This window comes from Anaerolineales bacterium (assembly GCA_019637805.1).
Lineage (GTDB): Bacteria > Chloroflexota > Anaerolineae > Anaerolineales > UBA11579 > JAMCZK01.
Genome location: JAHBVB010000001.1, coordinates 147,067 through 162,378, shown reverse-complemented (window position 1 = coordinate 162,378; position 15,312 = coordinate 147,067). Strand labels below are relative to the sequence as shown.

Here is a 15,312-nt window from a genome sequence, read left to right as displayed (position 1 = left end):
AGGGGATTCCTTATGCAAACTGTTGACTTGACCGTTTTGTTACAGGTGATTAATGCAGCCGGGGTGGTTGGCTTGCTCGGCTTCATGGTCATGGCCTTTTATCGGGGTGACTTGATCGCCCGCAGCCTGCTCGATCGCATTCTGGCATTGTACGAAAAGCAGCTGGCCGAACTGAGCGAGCGCATTCTGAAACGCCTGGAGGAGGTGGTGACCCGCAAAAGATAGTTGGCTGATAAGCTGCCCATGTCCACGCATTGCGGGGAGCGGACGAAGCAATCACAAGGTTCTGGTTCTCGCCTGCAATCAGCACCCAGCAATCAACTAAGGGAGGAAATCATGGAACAACTCATCTTCTGGCTGGCCGGTGTCTTCGGCGTCCCGCTGGTCAACGCCCTCAAACAGCGCTTCGGCCTGCAGGGCCGGGCGGCCATGTGGCTGACCGCCGCCGTGGCCGCTGGCCTGGCCGTGCTGGCCCTGGCCGCCGGTGGGCTGCTCGGCTCGCCTGCGGGCTGGGAGCCGCAGCAGCTCTTCACCGCCTTCGGCCAGGTGCTGGCGGCCGCCACCCTGGCCTACAAGCTGCTCAGCGGCAAGTAGCGCTAGCCAAGGGGCGGGCCTGTCTCAGGCCCGCCCCTTTTTTGGCGCCGGTTAGGGCGTACAGCTGTACGCCCTAACCGGCGCCAAATCCCCGATGGGGCCGCTCTCTGCTAGAATCCTGGCATGCCATGGCATGTGGTCGATCTTCGCCAGCAACCAACCGTGCACCTGCAGGCCGCCGAAGTGCTGGTGGCCGCCTTCGCGCACATCTCCGCCTGGCCCACGCTGGACGCCGGGCGGCGTGAAGTCGCCGACTTGCTGGAAGACGAGGACAACCTGCTGCGCGGCGCGCTCGACCCTGCCGGCCGCTTGCTGGGCTGGGTCGGCGCGCTGCCCACCTACGACTACGCCTGGGAACTGCATCCTCTGGCCGTACTCCCCCAGCAGCAGGGCCGCGGCATAGGCGCCGCCCTGGTGGCCGACCTGGAGCAGCAGCTGCGCGCCCGCGGCGCGCTGACCGTCTACTTGGGGACGGACGACGAGATCGGCCAGACCTCGTTGGCTGGGCAAGACCTGTTCCCCGACGTGCTGGCCCAGGCGGCCGGGCTGCGCAATATCGATCGTCACCCCTTTGAGTTCTATCAAAAACTCGGCTACAGCGTGGTCGGCGTCATTCCGGATGCGAACGGGCCGGGCAAACCCGATATTTTGATGGCCAAGCGCCTGGCCGGGACCCATGAACACAGCTGAACTGACCGCCGCGCTTCAAGCCCGCATGGCGGCGCGCGGGGCGCAGCCCCTGCCGCCCGCCGGGCCGCCGCTGCCTTTGCACTTTGCCAGTCCACAGGGCGAGTGGTGGCTGGCGCTGGCCGCGCAGCAAGCCGATGCCGATGCCTGCCAACAGGCCTTTGAGGCCGGCCTGCAAAGCCTGCTGGCGTTGGCCAGCCAGTCGGCGGCCCAGCTTGTTTTGGCCGTGTCCTTTGCCTCCACGACGGCCGGGCAGACGCCTTCGTATCGCCCGGCGCTGAAGAAGTATTCCAATTCCGTGATCTTTGAAGACTTGGGCATTCATCTGTGGTTGGCCAGCCAGGCCGAATGGATTGAATTGCAGCCCACCCAGGTCAGCCCTTTTCTGCGTGACCTGAACCGCTGGATTGCCAGCCACAAAGCAGCGTAGACGGCGAAATATTCTTCGTAGGCAGGCGTATCTAGTACCCTTGCTTTCCCCTTCTTGCAGTTCTGTGAGGCAAGTTCAGCGGGTAATTCTGTAGAATTAAATCCAGTTCGCGCGCTGCCTTTCAGGAGGGAAGAAATGGTTCAACGCCGCAGCATGGGTTGTTGGGGGCCAATCATGGGGATGTTCATCTCATTCATTGCCCTGCTTGCCTTGGCATTTGCTTTTCGTTTGGAAATTCATTCACCTAACTTCACTCTGCGTTTTGGGCCGCAATGGCTGGAGGATGTGCAGTCTGCTGCCGCTGGTGTACTGGCGCCGCAGGCCGGCGCCTCATCCCAACCGGGCGACGCCAACCGCTTTGACCTGGGCGGCGACAGCATCAGTTTGCCCATTCCCACGGCCACGCTTTCCGTGATCTTTGGCGGGCTGGGCAAGGAGGGCAGCGGGGTGGGCCTCAACGCCGGGGTTGAGGGCCTGCTGGACCTGAATGCCGCGGTGGGCGGGGGTGAGGGTGTGCAGCTTGACCTGAGCGCCGGCGATGGCCTGCTGGGCGCCGGAAATGACCTTCAGGTCGGCGCCGATGTGGGCGGCGGCAATGGTGTCAATCTGGATGTGGATACGGGCCTGGGCGTAGGCGCCAATGTGGGGGTTGACCCGAACGAGGGCATCAACGTAGGTGTCGACCTGCCGGGCGAAGAGTTGGATATCGGCGTCAACATCGGTTCAGGAGGCTGCACGGTCTGGTTACTGGGCCAGTGCATCGTCCCCTGACATACAAAAAACGGCTGCAAGGCAGCCGTTTTTTTCTTAACTCTTCAGCCAGGCCAGCAGATCTTTGGGATCCCAGGCGTTGATCACATCTTTGGCGGTCACCCAGCCGCGCCGGGCGGTGGCCACGCCGTAGGACAAGAAATCCATATGATCGCTGTGGTGCGCGTCGGTATTGATCGCCAGCTTGATGCCCATCTCCACCGCCCGGCGGGCCTGCACATCGTCCAGGTCCAGCCGCCGCGGGTTGGCGTTGATCTCCAGCGCCGTGCCGGTCTCGGCGGCGGCTTTCAGCACTGCGTCCCAGTCCAGGTCGGCGCCTTCCCGGTCGGGCAGGTTGCGGTTGCTGGGGTGGCCGATGATGTCCACATGCGGGTTGTGCATCGCCGCCAGCAGGCGGTCGGTGACCTGGGCGCGTGACTGGCGCATGCTGATATGCAGCGAGGCAATCACAATGTCCAGTTCGGCCAGGGCCTCGTCTGGCAGGTCCAGGGTGGTGTCGGCGCGCATGTCCACCTCGATGCCGTGCAGGATCAGCAAGCTGTCGCCCATCTTTTTGCGCGCCTTTTCGATCTCTTTGCGCTGCTCCTGCAGGCGCTCGGGCGTCAGGCCGTTCACCAAGCCCAAACTGGGCGAGTGGTCGGTGATGGCGATCACCTTGTAGCCGCGCTGCCGGGCGGCCTCTGCCATTTGCAGAATGCTCATCTGCCCGTCGCTCCAGGTGGTGTGCATATGCAGGTCGCCCTGAATGTCCTCTGCGGTGACCAGCTTGGGCAGGGCGCCTTTGAGCGCCGCTTGCACTTCGCCGTGGTCCTCACGCAGCTCCGGTGAGATGTAGGGCAGGCCCAGCACGGCGTAGACCTCTTCTTCCGTGGCGCACAGCAACTCGCTGCCGTCTTCCTTCAGGAAGGCCTGGTCAGACAGCGAGAGGCCTTTGTCCAAAGCCATCTCGCGCAGGCGCACATTGTGGTCCTTGGAACCGGTGGCATATTGCAGGGCCGTGCCGTAGCGTTCCGGCCGGTGCACCCACAGCTGGGCGCGCATGCCATTGTGGAATTCCACGCTGGATTTGACCGTGCCTTGGCCCAACACCCGGGCCACATTGGGCAGGGCCACGAAGGCGGCGATCACTTCTTCGGGTTGCTCCGCGCCCACGATCAAGTCAATGTCGCCCACCGTGGCGCGCATGCGCCGCAGGCTGCCGGCCATTTCTGCCACCTTTACCCCGGGCAGCTTGCGGATGGCCGCCAGCAGTTCTTCGGCGAAGGGCAGCACGTTGCCCAGCGGCAGTCGCCCGCTGCGCCGCCCCAGTGATTCGATGCCGGCCAGGATCTTGATCTCGGACTTCTCGCCCATGCCGGGCAAGTTGCGCAGCTTGCCTGCTTCCGCGGCTTCCTTTAACTGGGCAATGCTCAACACCCCCAGTTCTTTGTAGAACATGCCGACTTTCTTGGGGCCCAGGTCCGGGATTTGCAGCAGTTCGGCCAGTTCGGCCGGCACGTCTTGTTTCAGTTTCTCCAGGAACTGCAGTTGGCCGGTTTGCAGCAATTCATCGATCTTTTCCGCGATGGCCTTGCCTACACCGGGGATCTCCAGCAGGGCCTTGATGCCGCCTTGCTTCCAGATATCGTTTACATCCCGGCCCAGGCCGGTAAGGCTTTCAGAGGCTTTGCGATAGGCCAGCGTCTTGTAGATGACCTCGCCGCGGATTTCGAGCAGGTCGGCCACCAGAGCGAAGACATCCGCCAGTTCCTTGTTTGTCATGCCCTGATTATACGCCGCCAGTATAAAGCAAAGGGAGGGCAGTGCGCATCAAGCGCACTGCCCTCCCTTTGTGAACCTCAGAGGCAGATTGGCCTACTCGAAGAGGCCTTCCAGCGCCTTGCCGGCGTTTTCAATGGCTTCATTGATCTTGTCGCCGAAGTCTTCGGCGGCTTCTGCGCCGGCTTCACGCATCTCTTCCAGTTTGGCGGAGAGATCTTCGCGCTTGTCTTCCAAATGCTTCATTTGCTTGTCCAGCTCAATGCGGGCATCGGCGCCCTTGTCCTTGGCTTGGGCACGCAGCAGGTCCAGGCGGGCATTCACCTCATCCAGCTTGGCTTGGGCCTTCTGTTGGTATGCTTCGAAATTGTTGTTCATAGTTCCGTCTCCTTTTCTACGACAACGCCCCCTTGGTAAGGCTCGTTACCTCTGCCTGGCCATGTTTATGTTCCACTCATATTGCGTGCAGGGCTCGAGAAGAGATTAAGGAGCGTATGTTATAATTTTCCCCTGTGCCTTGACATGGAAATTCATGCAGGGACGCTGAAACAAATATTCCACAGTGAAAGGTGGTGTGGTTTTTGCCGAAAGTAGTGCTGAGACCAGGGGAGTCGCAGCAATCTTTGTTGAAGCGCTTCCGCAAGAAAGTGGCCCGCAGCAAAGTGCTTAGCACGGTGCGCCGCAAGCGCTGGTTCGTTTCGACCAGCGAAGAGCGCCGCATTTCCAAGCAGAAGGCCATTCGCAAGGCGCAGCGCCGGCAGTCCGAACGCAACGACTAGCCGTCCGTCTGCAAAGATCGATACGACATAGAAAGCGAGGGCGTGCCCCTCGCTTTTTGTTAGCAGATCATGGAATCAAAAAGAGCGAGACATAGTCTCGCTCTTTTTGTATCAATGGATCTAAAAAAGAACTACTTGATCGCGGACACGACCCACTCGTAAACCATCACGAGCAGGATGCCGGCCGCGCCGGCGCCGGCGGCCAAACCAGCACCACCCAGGATGCCGGAGATCACGCCACCAACCAGGTCAACGAACAGAGGGCCAGCGCCACCGGCGAACCAACCCAATGCAGCGGCGGCAATCAAGAAATCAGTGCGATTCTTCATGCTCGCCAGAGACAGGACGCCGCCCAAGAAGGCCAGCGCTACAGCAATTTGGCCCACGATGTCCAGGCCCAAATTCACGCCCAGACCCCCCAGCAGCCCCATCACCACAAGGATCACGAGACCGATCAGCCATGCCCACTTACCAAGATTGCTTGTATCCATCGTTTCTCTCCTTTAGAGAAAGTTTGTTGCGGCAATCGCCGCTCACTACTATTAACCCTCTACTCATTTTGGGGTTGCACCCAATTGCAAATGTTAATAAATATGTGAAAAGGAGAACAAGAGCGATTTAGGCTTGCTGCGCTTTGATCGCCCGTCGGATGTCGCGCTGGTGGCCCTGCAAATGCAGGTACATCAGCCGCAGCATTTGGGCCACCTGGGCTTCGCCCAGGGCCGGATGGCGGCCGCTGCGTTCCAGGCTGGCATCGTCCAGCCTGCGGGCAAAGGCCACCGTGGCCGCCCGGCGCTGGGCGAACTCCGCCAGCAGCCGGGCTTGCTCCCAATCGCTGAGCTCCGCGGTGTGCTCGGCGTTCCATTGGTCGATGTTGAAACCGGGTTCCACGCCCTGGCCGCCCTCGCTCACCCGGCGGATCAGGCGCAGCATGCTGCCTTCCACCTCGGTGAAGTGGGCCAGCAGGTCGTGCACCTTCCACCCCGGGCCATCGCTGTACACCTGGGCGCCCCAGTCCTGCGCCTGCAAGCCTTCAAAAAATTCCAGGGTTTTAGCGCCCTCAGCTTCCAGGCTGTCGGCGAGTTGTTGGGCCAGTTCGCTCATGGTTATCTTTTGAACAAGTTGGAGAGCAGGAACCAGAGGTTGGCCGGGCGTTCCGCCAGGCGGCGCATGAAGTACGGATACCACTGCTGCCCGAAGGGCACATACACGCGTACCTGGTAGCCCTCGGCCACCAACTGGCGCTGCAGCTCGTTGCGGATGCCGTACAGCATCTGGAATTCGAATTGGGATTTGGGCAGGCCGATCAGTTCGGCGTGCTCCCGCGCGAAGCGGATGCGCTCTTCGTCGTGCGAGGCGATCGCCGCCACCGGCGGCCAGCTGCCGTTGCCGCCGCGCGCCACGACGCCAGCGCTCTCGTGCAGCAACAGGTCGGCCTGGCGGTCGAAGGCCGCGTCCACGTCGGCCTTGTGCGGATAGGCGATCTCGGCGGGCTCCATGTAGGCGCCTTTCACCAGACGGATGCGGGCGCCTTCGGCCAGCAGCTCCATCACGTCGCTGTCGCTGCGGTACAGCGCAGACTGGATCACCACGCCCAGGTTGTCGAAACCGGCGGCGCGCATCCCCCGGTAGAGGCGCAGGGTGGCGTCCACCCGGGCCGACTCTTCCATGTCGATGCGCACGAACAGGTCATGCGTGCTGGCCGTTTCCAGAATGCTCTTCAGGTTGCGGGCGCACAGCTCTTCGTCCAGCTTCAGGCCGATTTGGGTCAGTTTGATGGAAATGCCGGAGCGCAATCCGCTCTGCGCCAGCCGCGTCAGCAACTGCTGGATCTGCAAGCGGGCGTCGTTGGCGGCGGCTTCGTCCGCCGTGTGTTCGCCCAGCAGGTCCAGCGTCGCGTCCAGGCCGTCGCCGTTCAGGCGCCCCACAGCTTGCAGGGCCGTCTCGATCGTGTCGCCGGCCACAAAACGCCGGGCCGCCCGGCGAGCAAAGGGCAGGGCCATCACCAGCCGGCGCGCCCAGCTTGCTTGAGAAAGATAAATTAGAAAGTTACGTAGCATAGGTTTATGGGATGTTGCCGGGATTCATTTGTTGCTAATTCCCGTGATTCTAGCACGGAATCCCAGGTGATATACTTTTCCCGATTTACCCATGACCCTCTTGCGCATCCGTCCCCGTACATCGTTTGCCCGCTGGTTTGCCAGCCTCATGCTGCTGGGGGCGGTGGTACTGACCACCTTCCAATTGATCGCCTACAGCCGGGACCGGGCCAATTTCCCTTCCGGTCTGGTGGTGGCTGGCGTGCCGGTGGGCGGCATCAGCCGCCAGGCCGCCGCCGAACGCCTTCTGTCCGTGTACGGTCTGCCGGTGGAGCTGCAATACGGCGACGCCTTGATCCACATGCCGCCGGCCCAGGTGGAGTTTGCCCTTAATCTCGAAGCGATGATCGCCGCGGCAGACCTGGAGCGCACCAGTTCCTCCTTCTGGGGCGGTTTTTGGGATTATCTGTGGGGCAACACATCCAGCCCCAGCGAAGTCCCGCTGGATGCGCGCTATTCCGAAGAACGTCTGCGAGACTATCTGCTCGGCGAAGTCGGCACCCGCTACGACAAGCCGCCTGCGCCGGCCCAGCCGGTGGCCGGCACCACCCAGTTCGACCTGGGCGAGCCTGGCACCGTCCTGAACGTGGACCAAGCCATGCGCGAAATTGAACAGGCGCTCTTTTCTCCCAGCCAGCGCACCGTGCGCCTGGCCCTGCAGGAGAGCAGCCCGGCGCGGCCCAACCTGGAGAACTTGCAGGTGCAGCTGCAGCAGATCATGGATGTGGCCGGCTACGACGGCCTGGCCAACATCTACTTCCAGGATCTGGCCACTGGCCAGGAGCTGCACTTCATCTACCAGGGCGGGCGCAACCTGCAAACGGAACCAGACATCACCTTCTCGGCGATGAGTCTGATCAAGATCCCCTTGCTGGTCTCGGCCTATGCCCATATGGACCAGCCGCCCACTGAGAACATTCAGCGTTTGTTGAACGGCATGGTGATCCTGTCTGACAATGCGTCTTCAGATGCTTTGATGGAAACTGTGATCGACCCGCTGCAGGCGCCCATCCGCGTCAGCGAGGACATGCAAGCCCTGGGGCTGGAGAACACCTTTATGGCCGGCATGTTCCGCCTGGGTTCGCCTTTGCTGCGCACCTTTGTTACGCCGGCCCAGGCCCGCACCGATGTAGACACCGACCCTGACCCGTACACCCAGACCACGCCCTCGGATATGGGCATGCTGCTGGCAGACATGTACCAGTGCGCGGTGAGCGGCGGCGGTTCCCTGCTGGCCGTCTTCCCGGAGCGCATCACCCAGGCCGAATGCCAGGATATGCTCAACCTGCTCAGCCAGAACCGGATTGCCCTGCTGCTTGAAGCCGGCGCGCCGGAGGGCACGCGCATCGCCCACAAGCACGGCTGGGTTACCAACCCCAACACGGGCGTGATCAACACCATGGCCGATGGCGGGATTGTCTTCACCCCCACCGGCGACTATGTGATTGTGATCTTCCTCTACCACCCCGTGCAGCTGGTCTACGATCCCATTTCGCGCATGTTCGCCAGCCTGGCCGAAGGGGTTTACAACTACTACACCCTGCCGGACCGGGAATTCCCCAGCGACTAGCCGCGCCTGTCGTATAATCCCGCCCCATGACCAAAGAAGAAATTAAAGCGCTGCAAAAAGAGCTGGATTTGCTCTACCAGGTGGCGCAGGCCGTCAGCAGCTTTGAGTTGAGCGAAGTGCTCAATGAGATCGTGCGCATCGCGGCCGAAGTGACCGGCGGCGATTCGGTCCTGGTCTACCTGCTGGATAAGCAGGAAGACGAACTGGTCTTGCGCGCCTCGCGCAACCCGCACTCCGCGCTGCTGCAGAAGATCAAGCTCAAATTGGGCGAGGGTATCACCGGCTGGGTGGCCCTGCAGCAGGAACCCGTGGCGCTCTCGCAGGGGGCCAGCAAGGACATCCGCTTCAAGGGCTTCCGCAGCTTGCCGGAAGACCGCTTTGAGGCCTTTTTGTCGGTGCCGATCCTGGGCAAGCGCGGCCTGGTGGGCGTGATCAATGTGCAGCACAAGCAGCCGCACCCGCACGCCGAGATGGAGATCAAGCTGCTGGCCGCGGTGGGCAAGCTGGTGGGTGGGGCGGTGGAAAATGCCCTGCTGCTGGACGAAACCCTGGCCCTGAAAGAGGCCCTGGCCATGCGCAAGCTGGTCGAGCGTGCCAAAGGCGTGCTGATGCGCCGCCGCAACCTCTCCGAGCCGGAGGCCTACAAGCTGCTGCAAAAAGAGAGCATGGACACGCGCAAGAGCATCAAAGAAGTGGCCGAAGCGGTGCTGCTGATGGATAAGCTCTCGTTTGGTGAGTAACTCGATCGTGTCATTCTGAGCGGCTTAATAAGCCTGCACCAATGCGCCGAACCTGGAGTAGCTAAGAATCCACACAGTCATCTCTTCTGCAATACCGCAAAACGCAGATCTACTCAGGTTCGCTCTTAAAAAAAACTCCCTATTGACAAGCACCCCCCTTTTGCCGTAACATGTCGCCTTGTGGGCAACGCAATGGCGCGTTGACCACGCAAATTCAGGAAGACAACGGAGTCTCCCGAGCGGTCCTTTGGCCTCTCGGGAGACTTTTTTGTTGCAAACGAATAAGGAGCAAACATGGCAATACCCGCAAAAATCACTCGTTTGGTCAAGGACCACAAAATCGAAATGATCGATCTGCGCTTCGCAGACACCCTCGGCGTCTGGCAGCACGCCAGCGTGCCGGTCAGCGAGCTGGACTCCGTGCTGGAGGACGGCATGGGCTTTGACGGTTCCAGCATCAAGGGCTTCCAGAACATTTACGACTCGGACCTGCTGCTGCGCCTGGAGCTGGACAGCGCCCATGTGGACCCCTTCCTCTCCATCCCCACGCTCAGCTTCGTCTGCACCGTGCACGACCCGGAGCGCGGTGTGCGTTACAGCCGTGACCCGCGCTTCATCGCCGAGAAGGCCGAAGCCTATTTGAAGAAGAGCGGCGTGGCCGACACCAGCTACTGGGGGCCGGAAGCGGAATTCTTCCTCTTTTCGCATTCCTCCTACACCACCGACCCGCACAACATGGGCTTCAAGCTCGACAGCCCCGAAGGCGGCTGGAACACCGGCGAGCGGCCCGGCGAAAACCTGGGCTACCGCATCGCTCCCAAGAGCGGCTATTTCCCGCTGCCGCCTTTCGACACCCTGCAGGATGTGCGCAGCGAGATGAGCCTGCTGCTGCGCGACTGGGGCATTGATGTGGAAATGCACCACCACGAGGTCGCCTCGGCCGGCCAATGCGAAATTGATATGCGTTTTGACAGCCTGGTGAGCATGGCTGACAAAGTGGTCAAGTACAAGTATGTGGTGCGCAACACCGCCCGCCGCCACGGCCTGACCGCCAATTTCATGCCCAAGCCGCTGTTTGGCGACAACGGCTCTGGCATGCATGTGCACAACAGCTTGTGGAAGGGCAACACCAACCTGTTCTATGCCAGCGCTTCATACGCTGAGCTGTCTGACCTGGCCATGTACTACATCGGCGGCATCCTGACCCACATCGACAGCCTGCTGGCCTTCTGCGCCCCCACCACCAACTCCTACCGCCGCCTGGTGCCGCACTACGAGGCCCCGGTCAACGTGGCCTTCTCCAAGCGCAACCGCAGCGCCATCATCCGCATTCCGATGTACTTCAGCGGCAAGGGCCATGCCAAGTCCAAGCGCATTGAATTCCGCGCCCCGGACCCGATGGCCAACCCCTACTTCGCCTTCCCCGCCATGCTGATGGCGGGTCTGGACGGCATCAAGCGCCGTATTGACCCGCGCAAGGCCGGCTTTGGCCCGCTGGACAAGAACATCTGGGACCTGACTGGTTCGGAGAAATCGCAGATCAAGAGCGTCCCCGGCAGCCTGGGTGAAAGCATTGCCGCCCTGGAGAAGGACCATGACTATCTGCTGGTCGGCGACGTCTTCACCGAAGACGTGCTGAACGCCTGGACCGACCTCAAGAAGGCCGAAGTGCAGGAAGTCGCTCTGCGCCCGACGCCCTACGAGTTTCACTTGTACTCGGGTATCTAAAAGCTCGATGCACAACTAAAAAGCGGCAGCCACTCGGCTGCCGCTTTTAGTTGGCGTGTTTCGCCATCCAAGCCGCGGCCACCGCGGCGGCTTCGGCGTACACCTCCGCCTCCGTGCGCCCGGAGCTCTTGAGCACCTTGTAGCTGTGGTCGGCCCCGGCCAGCATGTGCAGCGTGGCCCGCTGACCCAGGGCCGCCACGACCGGCTCCAGCAACTCCGGCAGAGCCAGTGCATCCCGCGGGCCTTGCAGAAAGAGCAGCGGCAGGCGGGCCGCGGCCAGGTGCTCGCCGCGCTCGGCCCCCGGCTTGCCCGCCGGGTGCAGCGGAAAGCCGAAGAACACCAGACCTTTGACGCCCGGCAGCGCTGCTTGGCTGGCGGCCAGCGAGGTCATGCGCCCACCCATCGAGCGCCCGCCGGCGAACAGCGGCAAGCCCGGCGCGGCCTGCGCCGCGACGGCGACGGCCGCCCGGACCGTAGCCGTCAGTACGGCTTTGGGGTTGGGGCCGCCGCGGCCGCGTTCTTTGTAGGGGAAGTTGTAGCGGAAGGTGGCGATGCGGTGTTCGGCCAACTGCTCACTCAGCATCTCCAGCGAACGATGGCGCATGTCAGTGCCCGCCCCGTGGGCCAGCACCAACAGGGCGCCGGCCCGGTCTGGCACCCGCAGCAAGGCGGAAACCCGGCCTTGCTGCGGTGTGGCTTCGAAGCGCAGAGTAGTCTCGGTCATGGGGCCAGCCTACAGGCTAGTCTACAACATTTGGAGCTCGTCTTCGCCCGGGTAGTGCAAGCCCCACTCGGCGCGCAGCGCATCCATCGTCTGCAGGATTTCCAGCGACTCGGCCAGCGGCATGGTCTCACTCTCGGTTCGCCCGGCCTCCAGGCCGCGCACCACTTCGTCCGCTTGGTAACTGTAGCCGCTGCCCAGGTAGGGCGCGTCGAAGACCTCGCTTCGGCCGCCGCGTGTCAGGGTCAGTTGGCGCTGCTTCCAGCCGCCCTGGTCCAGGGCGATCTGCAGGCTGCCCTCGCTGCCCCGCAGCAGAATGTCCTGGCGCAGCACGCCATCAAACCCGGCCGAGAGCTGCGCGCTGGCCCCGTTCTGGTAGCTGAACTGGGCTGCGAAGCGTTCGTCCACACCCGTGGGGGCCAGCTGCACAGTCGAGGTGATTTTGGCTGGGCGGCCGAAGATCTGGCTGGCTAGTGAGAGCGGGTAGACGCCCAGGTCCAACAAGGCGCCGCCGCCCAGGCTGGGATTGTAAAAACGGTTGTCAGCTGCCGCCGGTGGCCGGGAATGGAAGCCGGCCTCCAGTTGCAGCGGCTGGCCGATGGCCCCTTCGCCCAGCAGCTGACGCAGACGGGCCTGCAGCGGCAGCCAGCGGGTCCACATGGCCTCCATTAAGAACAGCCCCTGACTGCGCGCCAGGCCGATCAGGCGTTCCAATTGGGCGGCATTCAAAGTGAAAGGCTTCTCGCACAGCACCGGCTTGCCCGCTTGCAGAGCGGCGGCGGCCTGCCGGTAGTGCAGCTGGTTGGGGGAAGCGATGTAGATCAGGTCAATCGCCGCATCGGCCAGCATGGCCTCCAGCGAGGCGTAGACCTGGCCGCCAAAGCGGCCGGCCAAAGCCTGCGCCGTTTCCGGACTACGTGAGTAGACGCCGCCCACTTCACAGCGCGGCGCAAACTCCAGATCGGCGGCCAAGGCTTGTGCCATGCCGCCGGCGCCCACGAAACCCCAGCGATAGCTTTTGGAAGCGGCCATGCCGCTATCTTATACGCGATTCACTTCAGTCGTTGGAGCAATCGGCCAGGCACAGCACTTACATGCGTTCCAGGCGCCATTCGGCCCGGGTGCGCACGCGGTGCAGGTTGATGATCTTGGCCGCGTTCTCAGCGGTGTTTTTGTGCAGCCACAGGTAGCCGCGCTGCGCCAGAAACGGATAGCTCAGGCCGGCCACGGCGGCGTCCCAATCGGTTTCGGGTTGGGACGGCAGTTTGGCTTTGCCCTTCTTGTCCTTAGCCTGTGCCAGCCAGCTGTCCACCAGGCGCTGCTCGATCAGGTCGTAGTTGCGCCAGGCCAAGAGCAGGAAGATGCCATAACCGATCAGCGGCAAATTCACCCAGCTGTTGGCCAGATACCAGTCCAGCAGGGGCCGGCCCCAGGCGCCGGTCAGGCTTTGGAACCACTCGTACATGCTATTGACCGCCTTCGATCTGGCCCAGGATCAGAAAGATCTCTTTGCTGGTCGTGGCGTGGACCAGCTTTTCGACAATTTCGGGGTTCTGCAGCACTTCGGCAATTTGGCCGAGGGCATTGATCTGCGCTTTGGGGTCCACCAGGGCCAGCATGATCACCAGCTGCACCGGCACTTCCTCTGCCTGGTCCACCATGCTGCGGAAAGTGACCGGGTCCTTCAACACGGCCAGCGCGATGGCTGATTGGTTGACGTATTCCAGGTCCACATGTGGCAGGGCGGCATTGTATCGCCCGCCCAGCACCAGGCCAGTGGGGTTGGACGCCTCGCGTGCCAGCGTGGCTTCCACAAAATCGGCTTTGACCTTCCCGTGGGAGCGCAATTCCCCGCCCAGCAGGCGGATCACCTCTTCGGCGCTGTGGGCCTGCAGGCCCAAATGCACCGAGGCAGGCGCCAATAGATTGAATGCGCTCACGATCCGGCCGCCTTTCTCAACTGCTCAATGCTTCTTTGGAGGTCGGCCCCGGCAAACAGGGCGCGGCCCACCACCACGCCGCTGGCCCCGGCGACCAGCACCGCGCTCAGGTTGTCCGCGCTCACTCCGCCGTCGGCGGTGATCGGCAGGCCGGGCGCCGCCTGCGCAGCCCATTGGCGCGCCTGCCTGATCTTGTTCAATGTGGCCGGGATGAAAGGGCTGTGCGGGTCTTCGGGCTCAGTGGTCAGGACCAGCAGGCTGTCCAGGCGATCCGCCAGGTAGTCCAGGTCGGGCAGGGGCGTCTTGGGGTTGACCGCCAGCCCAGCCTGCAGACCCAGGCTGCGGATGGCGGACAAGTGCCGGCGCGGGTACAGGCTGGCTTCCAGATGCACGCTGATGGCGTCTGCCCCCAGGCGCGCCGCCAGGGGGATGATCTCCTCCGGGTTGGAGACCATCAGGTGCACATCCAGGAAGAATCCGGAGCCGCGCAGCTCTTCAATGAAGCGCGTCCCCAGATTCATGACGGGCACAAAGTGCCCGTCTTCAATGTCAATATGCAGCTTCTGCACCCCGGCCGAGCGCAGCTGGGCCAGGCTGTCGCTCAGGCTCAGCAGCGGAGCCGAGACGAGCGAAGGCGCGATCTCGAAGGCGGGCATGTTATTGACCGCGGATTTCCCGAACTCTGGCCATGAATTCCTTCACGCGCTCGCCATCCACCGGGTTCCAAATGTAGCCGTCCTTCTTGAAGCTGGTGCCTACCACCACGCCATCGGCGGCGGTCAGTTGCTGCTCCAGGTTGCTCAGGCGCACGCCGGTATTGGCGAACACCGGCGTGTCGCCCACGGCTTCCTGTACTTCGTGCAGTGCCTGGGCGGAGGTTTCCTTGCCCGCCGTCAGGCCGGAGACGCACAAGGCGTCCGGGTGAGCGTTGAACACCGTGGAGCGGGCAATATCGGCCAGGCTGCGGTCTCCCAGGTAGGAAGCGGCTTCCGGCACGATGTTGAAGAGCAGCTTTACATTCTGGGCGCCGATGGCGTGCTGGTGGCGGACCACCTTGCCGCAATTGGTGTTCCACAGGCCAAAATCGCTGGCGTATACGCCGGTGAAGATCTCGCGCACAAAGGAGGCGCCGGTGGACATCGCCAGGTCCAGAGAGCGATAAGGGTCCCAGAGCACGTTGACCCCAAAGGGAATGCGGATCTCGGGCATCAGCTCGCCGATCACGCGCGCCATGCTGCCCACAGTCACCGGCTCGACCTCGGTCAGGTAGGGCAGGCTGGATTCGTTGGAGAACATGACCGTGTCCACGCCGCCCTCCTGCAGGGCCAGCAGGTCGGCGCGGGTGTGGTCCACCACGTACTGCATGCCCTGCTTGGCGTCATAGCCTGGGTCGCCGGGCAGCGCCGGCATGTGCACCATGGCGATCACCGGCTTTTGGGTGCCGAATAGGCTTTCAATCCAATTGCTCATACTATCCTTGTCTACCTCCGCAACT

At 62.6% G+C, this 15,312-nt stretch carries 20 protein-coding genes; 9 read left to right on the top strand and 11 right to left on the bottom strand.

Features of this window, described 5'->3' with window-relative positions:
* Nucleotides 1-12 precede the first annotated feature (12 nt).
* The 5 genes from KF885_00795 (at nucleotide 13) to KF885_00775 (ending at nucleotide 2,482) form a co-directional block, all read left to right on the top strand.
* Nucleotides 13-225 carry a hypothetical protein gene (locus KF885_00795; protein MBX3047691.1) on the top strand — a complete coding sequence of 71 codons (213 nt, stop codon included), beginning with the start codon at nucleotides 13-15 and terminating at the stop codon, nucleotides 223-225.
* 111 nt (nucleotides 226-336) lie between these two features.
* Nucleotides 337-594 (top strand): hypothetical protein, encoded by a 258-nt coding sequence (locus tag KF885_00790; GenBank protein ID MBX3047690.1) that lies wholly within the window; start codon nucleotides 337-339, stop codon nucleotides 592-594.
* A 123-nt stretch (nucleotides 595-717) separates the two neighbouring features.
* Nucleotides 718-1,284, top strand: coding sequence for a GNAT family N-acetyltransferase (locus KF885_00785; GenBank protein ID MBX3047689.1), 567 nt, complete (start codon nucleotides 718-720; stop codon nucleotides 1,282-1,284).
* Nucleotides 1,271-1,711 (top strand): hypothetical protein, encoded by a 441-nt coding sequence (locus KF885_00780; protein MBX3047688.1) that lies wholly within the window; start codon nucleotides 1,271-1,273, stop codon nucleotides 1,709-1,711. The genes KF885_00785 and KF885_00780 overlap by 14 nt, the downstream gene beginning before the upstream one ends.
* Before the next feature lie 135 nt (nucleotides 1,712-1,846).
* On the top strand, nucleotides 1,847-2,482 hold the full coding sequence (locus KF885_00775; GenBank protein ID MBX3047687.1) for a hypothetical protein: 636 nt from the start codon (nucleotides 1,847-1,849) through the stop codon (nucleotides 2,480-2,482).
* Nucleotides 2,483-2,518: 36 nt separating this feature from the next.
* On the opposite strand, the gene polX is transcribed toward KF885_00775, so the two are convergent.
* On the bottom strand, nucleotides 2,519-4,243 hold the full coding sequence (gene polX / locus KF885_00770; protein ID MBX3047686.1) for a DNA polymerase/3'-5' exonuclease PolX: 1,725 nt from the start codon (nucleotides 4,241-4,243) through the stop codon (nucleotides 2,519-2,521).
* Nucleotides 4,244-4,336: 93 nt separating this feature from the next.
* Complete coding sequence (locus tag KF885_00765; protein MBX3047685.1) at nucleotides 4,337-4,618, bottom strand: hypothetical protein; 282 nt, start codon at nucleotides 4,616-4,618, stop codon at nucleotides 4,337-4,339.
* 203 nt (nucleotides 4,619-4,821) lie between these two features.
* Between KF885_00765 and rpsU the strand changes: the two genes are divergently transcribed.
* Nucleotides 4,822-5,019 (top strand): 30S ribosomal protein S21, encoded by a 198-nt coding sequence (rpsU, locus tag KF885_00760; protein ID MBX3047684.1) that lies wholly within the window; start codon nucleotides 4,822-4,824, stop codon nucleotides 5,017-5,019.
* Nucleotides 5,020-5,150: 131 nt separating this feature from the next.
* On the opposite strand, the gene KF885_00755 is transcribed toward rpsU, so the two are convergent.
* From KF885_00755 to KF885_00745, 3 genes are all read right to left on the bottom strand, one after another.
* Nucleotides 5,151-5,510: a hypothetical protein gene (locus KF885_00755; protein MBX3047683.1), complete on the bottom strand. Its 360-nt coding sequence runs from the start codon at nucleotides 5,508-5,510 to the stop codon at nucleotides 5,151-5,153.
* Nucleotides 5,511-5,637: 127 nt separating this feature from the next.
* Nucleotides 5,638-6,123 carry a DinB family protein gene (locus KF885_00750; GenBank protein MBX3047682.1) on the bottom strand — a complete coding sequence of 162 codons (486 nt, stop codon included), beginning with the start codon at nucleotides 6,121-6,123 and terminating at the stop codon, nucleotides 5,638-5,640.
* A gap of 2 nt (nucleotides 6,124-6,125) precedes the next feature.
* Nucleotides 6,126-7,079, bottom strand: a complete 954-nt coding sequence (locus KF885_00745; protein MBX3047681.1) for a proline dehydrogenase family protein — start codon at nucleotides 7,077-7,079, stop codon at nucleotides 6,126-6,128.
* 91 nt (nucleotides 7,080-7,170) lie between these two features.
* On the opposite strand from KF885_00745, the gene KF885_00740 reads away from it, so the two are divergent.
* The 3 genes from KF885_00740 to glnA all read left to right on the top strand — a co-directional run bounded on the left by KF885_00740 (nucleotide 7,171) and on the right by glnA (nucleotide 11,156).
* On the top strand, nucleotides 7,171-8,688 hold the full coding sequence (locus tag KF885_00740; GenBank protein MBX3047680.1) for a serine hydrolase: 1,518 nt from the start codon (nucleotides 7,171-7,173) through the stop codon (nucleotides 8,686-8,688).
* 26 nt (nucleotides 8,689-8,714) lie between these two features.
* Nucleotides 8,715-9,428: an ANTAR domain-containing protein gene (locus KF885_00735; GenBank protein ID MBX3047679.1), complete on the top strand. Its 714-nt coding sequence runs from the start codon at nucleotides 8,715-8,717 to the stop codon at nucleotides 9,426-9,428.
* A 294-nt stretch (nucleotides 9,429-9,722) separates the two neighbouring features.
* Nucleotides 9,723-11,156: a type I glutamate--ammonia ligase gene (gene glnA, locus KF885_00730; GenBank protein ID MBX3047678.1), complete on the top strand. Its 1,434-nt coding sequence runs from the start codon at nucleotides 9,723-9,725 to the stop codon at nucleotides 11,154-11,156.
* Between the two features lie 46 nt (nucleotides 11,157-11,202).
* On the opposite strand, the gene KF885_00725 is transcribed toward glnA, so the two are convergent.
* Genes KF885_00725 through KF885_00700 form a run of 6 tightly spaced genes read right to left on the bottom strand, consistent with a single transcriptional unit; the run spans nucleotide 11,203 to nucleotide 15,287 of the window.
* Nucleotides 11,203-11,880: a hypothetical protein gene (locus KF885_00725; protein ID MBX3047677.1), complete on the bottom strand. Its 678-nt coding sequence runs from the start codon at nucleotides 11,878-11,880 to the stop codon at nucleotides 11,203-11,205.
* Nucleotides 11,881-11,901: 21 nt separating this feature from the next.
* Complete coding sequence (locus tag KF885_00720; GenBank protein MBX3047676.1) at nucleotides 11,902-12,909, bottom strand: Gfo/Idh/MocA family oxidoreductase; 1,008 nt, start codon at nucleotides 12,907-12,909, stop codon at nucleotides 11,902-11,904.
* A 58-nt stretch (nucleotides 12,910-12,967) separates the two neighbouring features.
* A complete protein-coding gene (locus tag KF885_00715) occupies nucleotides 12,968-13,342 on the bottom strand; it encodes a hypothetical protein (GenBank protein MBX3047675.1) in 375 nt (124 codons plus the stop codon).
* 1 nt (nucleotide 13,343) lies between these two features.
* Entirely contained in the window at nucleotides 13,344-13,817 is a 474-nt protein-coding gene (locus tag KF885_00710) for a PTS sugar transporter subunit IIA (protein MBX3047674.1), read from the bottom strand.
* On the bottom strand, nucleotides 13,814-14,473 hold the full coding sequence (locus KF885_00705; protein MBX3047673.1) for a ribulose-phosphate 3-epimerase: 660 nt from the start codon (nucleotides 14,471-14,473) through the stop codon (nucleotides 13,814-13,816). The genes KF885_00710 and KF885_00705 overlap by 4 nt, the downstream gene beginning before the upstream one ends.
* A gap of 1 nt (nucleotide 14,474) precedes the next feature.
* Entirely contained in the window at nucleotides 14,475-15,287 is an 813-nt protein-coding gene (locus KF885_00700) for a BtpA/SgcQ family protein (protein MBX3047672.1), read from the bottom strand.
* Between the last annotated feature and the right edge of the window lie 25 nt (nucleotides 15,288-15,312).

Bases quoted from the DNA above. Each gene is read 5' to 3' on its own strand.
- KF885_00795 (MBX3047691.1), top strand. From the start codon at position 13: ATGCAAACTGTTGACTTGACCGTTTTGTTACAGGTGATTAATGCAGCC.
- KF885_00790 (MBX3047690.1), top strand. From the start codon at position 337: ATGGAACAACTCATCTTCTGGCTGGCCGGTGTCTTCGGCGTCCCGCTG.
- KF885_00785 (MBX3047689.1), top strand. From the start codon at position 718: ATGCCATGGCATGTGGTCGATCTTCGCCAGCAACCAACCGTGCACCTG.
- KF885_00780 (MBX3047688.1), top strand. From the start codon at position 1,271: ATGAACACAGCTGAACTGACCGCCGCGCTTCAAGCCCGCATGGCGGCG.
- KF885_00775 (MBX3047687.1), top strand. From the start codon at position 1,847: ATGGTTCAACGCCGCAGCATGGGTTGTTGGGGGCCAATCATGGGGATG.
- polX (MBX3047686.1), bottom strand. From the start codon at position 4,243: ATGACAAACAAGGAACTGGCGGATGTCTTCGCTCTGGTGGCCGACCTG.
- KF885_00765 (MBX3047685.1), bottom strand. From the start codon at position 4,618: ATGAACAACAATTTCGAAGCATACCAACAGAAGGCCCAAGCCAAGCTG.
- KF885_00755 (MBX3047683.1), bottom strand. From the start codon at position 5,510: ATGGATACAAGCAATCTTGGTAAGTGGGCATGGCTGATCGGTCTCGTG.
- KF885_00750 (MBX3047682.1), bottom strand. From the start codon at position 6,123: ATGAGCGAACTGGCCCAACAACTCGCCGACAGCCTGGAAGCTGAGGGC.
- KF885_00745 (MBX3047681.1), bottom strand. From the start codon at position 7,079: ATGCTACGTAACTTTCTAATTTATCTTTCTCAAGCAAGCTGGGCGCGC.
- KF885_00740 (MBX3047680.1), top strand. From the start codon at position 7,171: ATGACCCTCTTGCGCATCCGTCCCCGTACATCGTTTGCCCGCTGGTTT.
- KF885_00735 (MBX3047679.1), top strand. From the start codon at position 8,715: ATGACCAAAGAAGAAATTAAAGCGCTGCAAAAAGAGCTGGATTTGCTC.
- glnA (MBX3047678.1), top strand. From the start codon at position 9,723: ATGGCAATACCCGCAAAAATCACTCGTTTGGTCAAGGACCACAAAATC.
- KF885_00725 (MBX3047677.1), bottom strand. From the start codon at position 11,880: ATGACCGAGACTACTCTGCGCTTCGAAGCCACACCGCAGCAAGGCCGG.
- KF885_00720 (MBX3047676.1), bottom strand. From the start codon at position 12,909: ATGGCCGCTTCCAAAAGCTATCGCTGGGGTTTCGTGGGCGCCGGCGGC.
- KF885_00715 (MBX3047675.1), bottom strand. From the start codon at position 13,342: ATGTACGAGTGGTTCCAAAGCCTGACCGGCGCCTGGGGCCGGCCCCTG.
- KF885_00705 (MBX3047673.1), bottom strand. From the start codon at position 14,473: ATGCCCGCCTTCGAGATCGCGCCTTCGCTCGTCTCGGCTCCGCTGCTG.
- KF885_00700 (MBX3047672.1), bottom strand. From the start codon at position 15,287: ATGAGCAATTGGATTGAAAGCCTATTCGGCACCCAAAAGCCGGTGATC.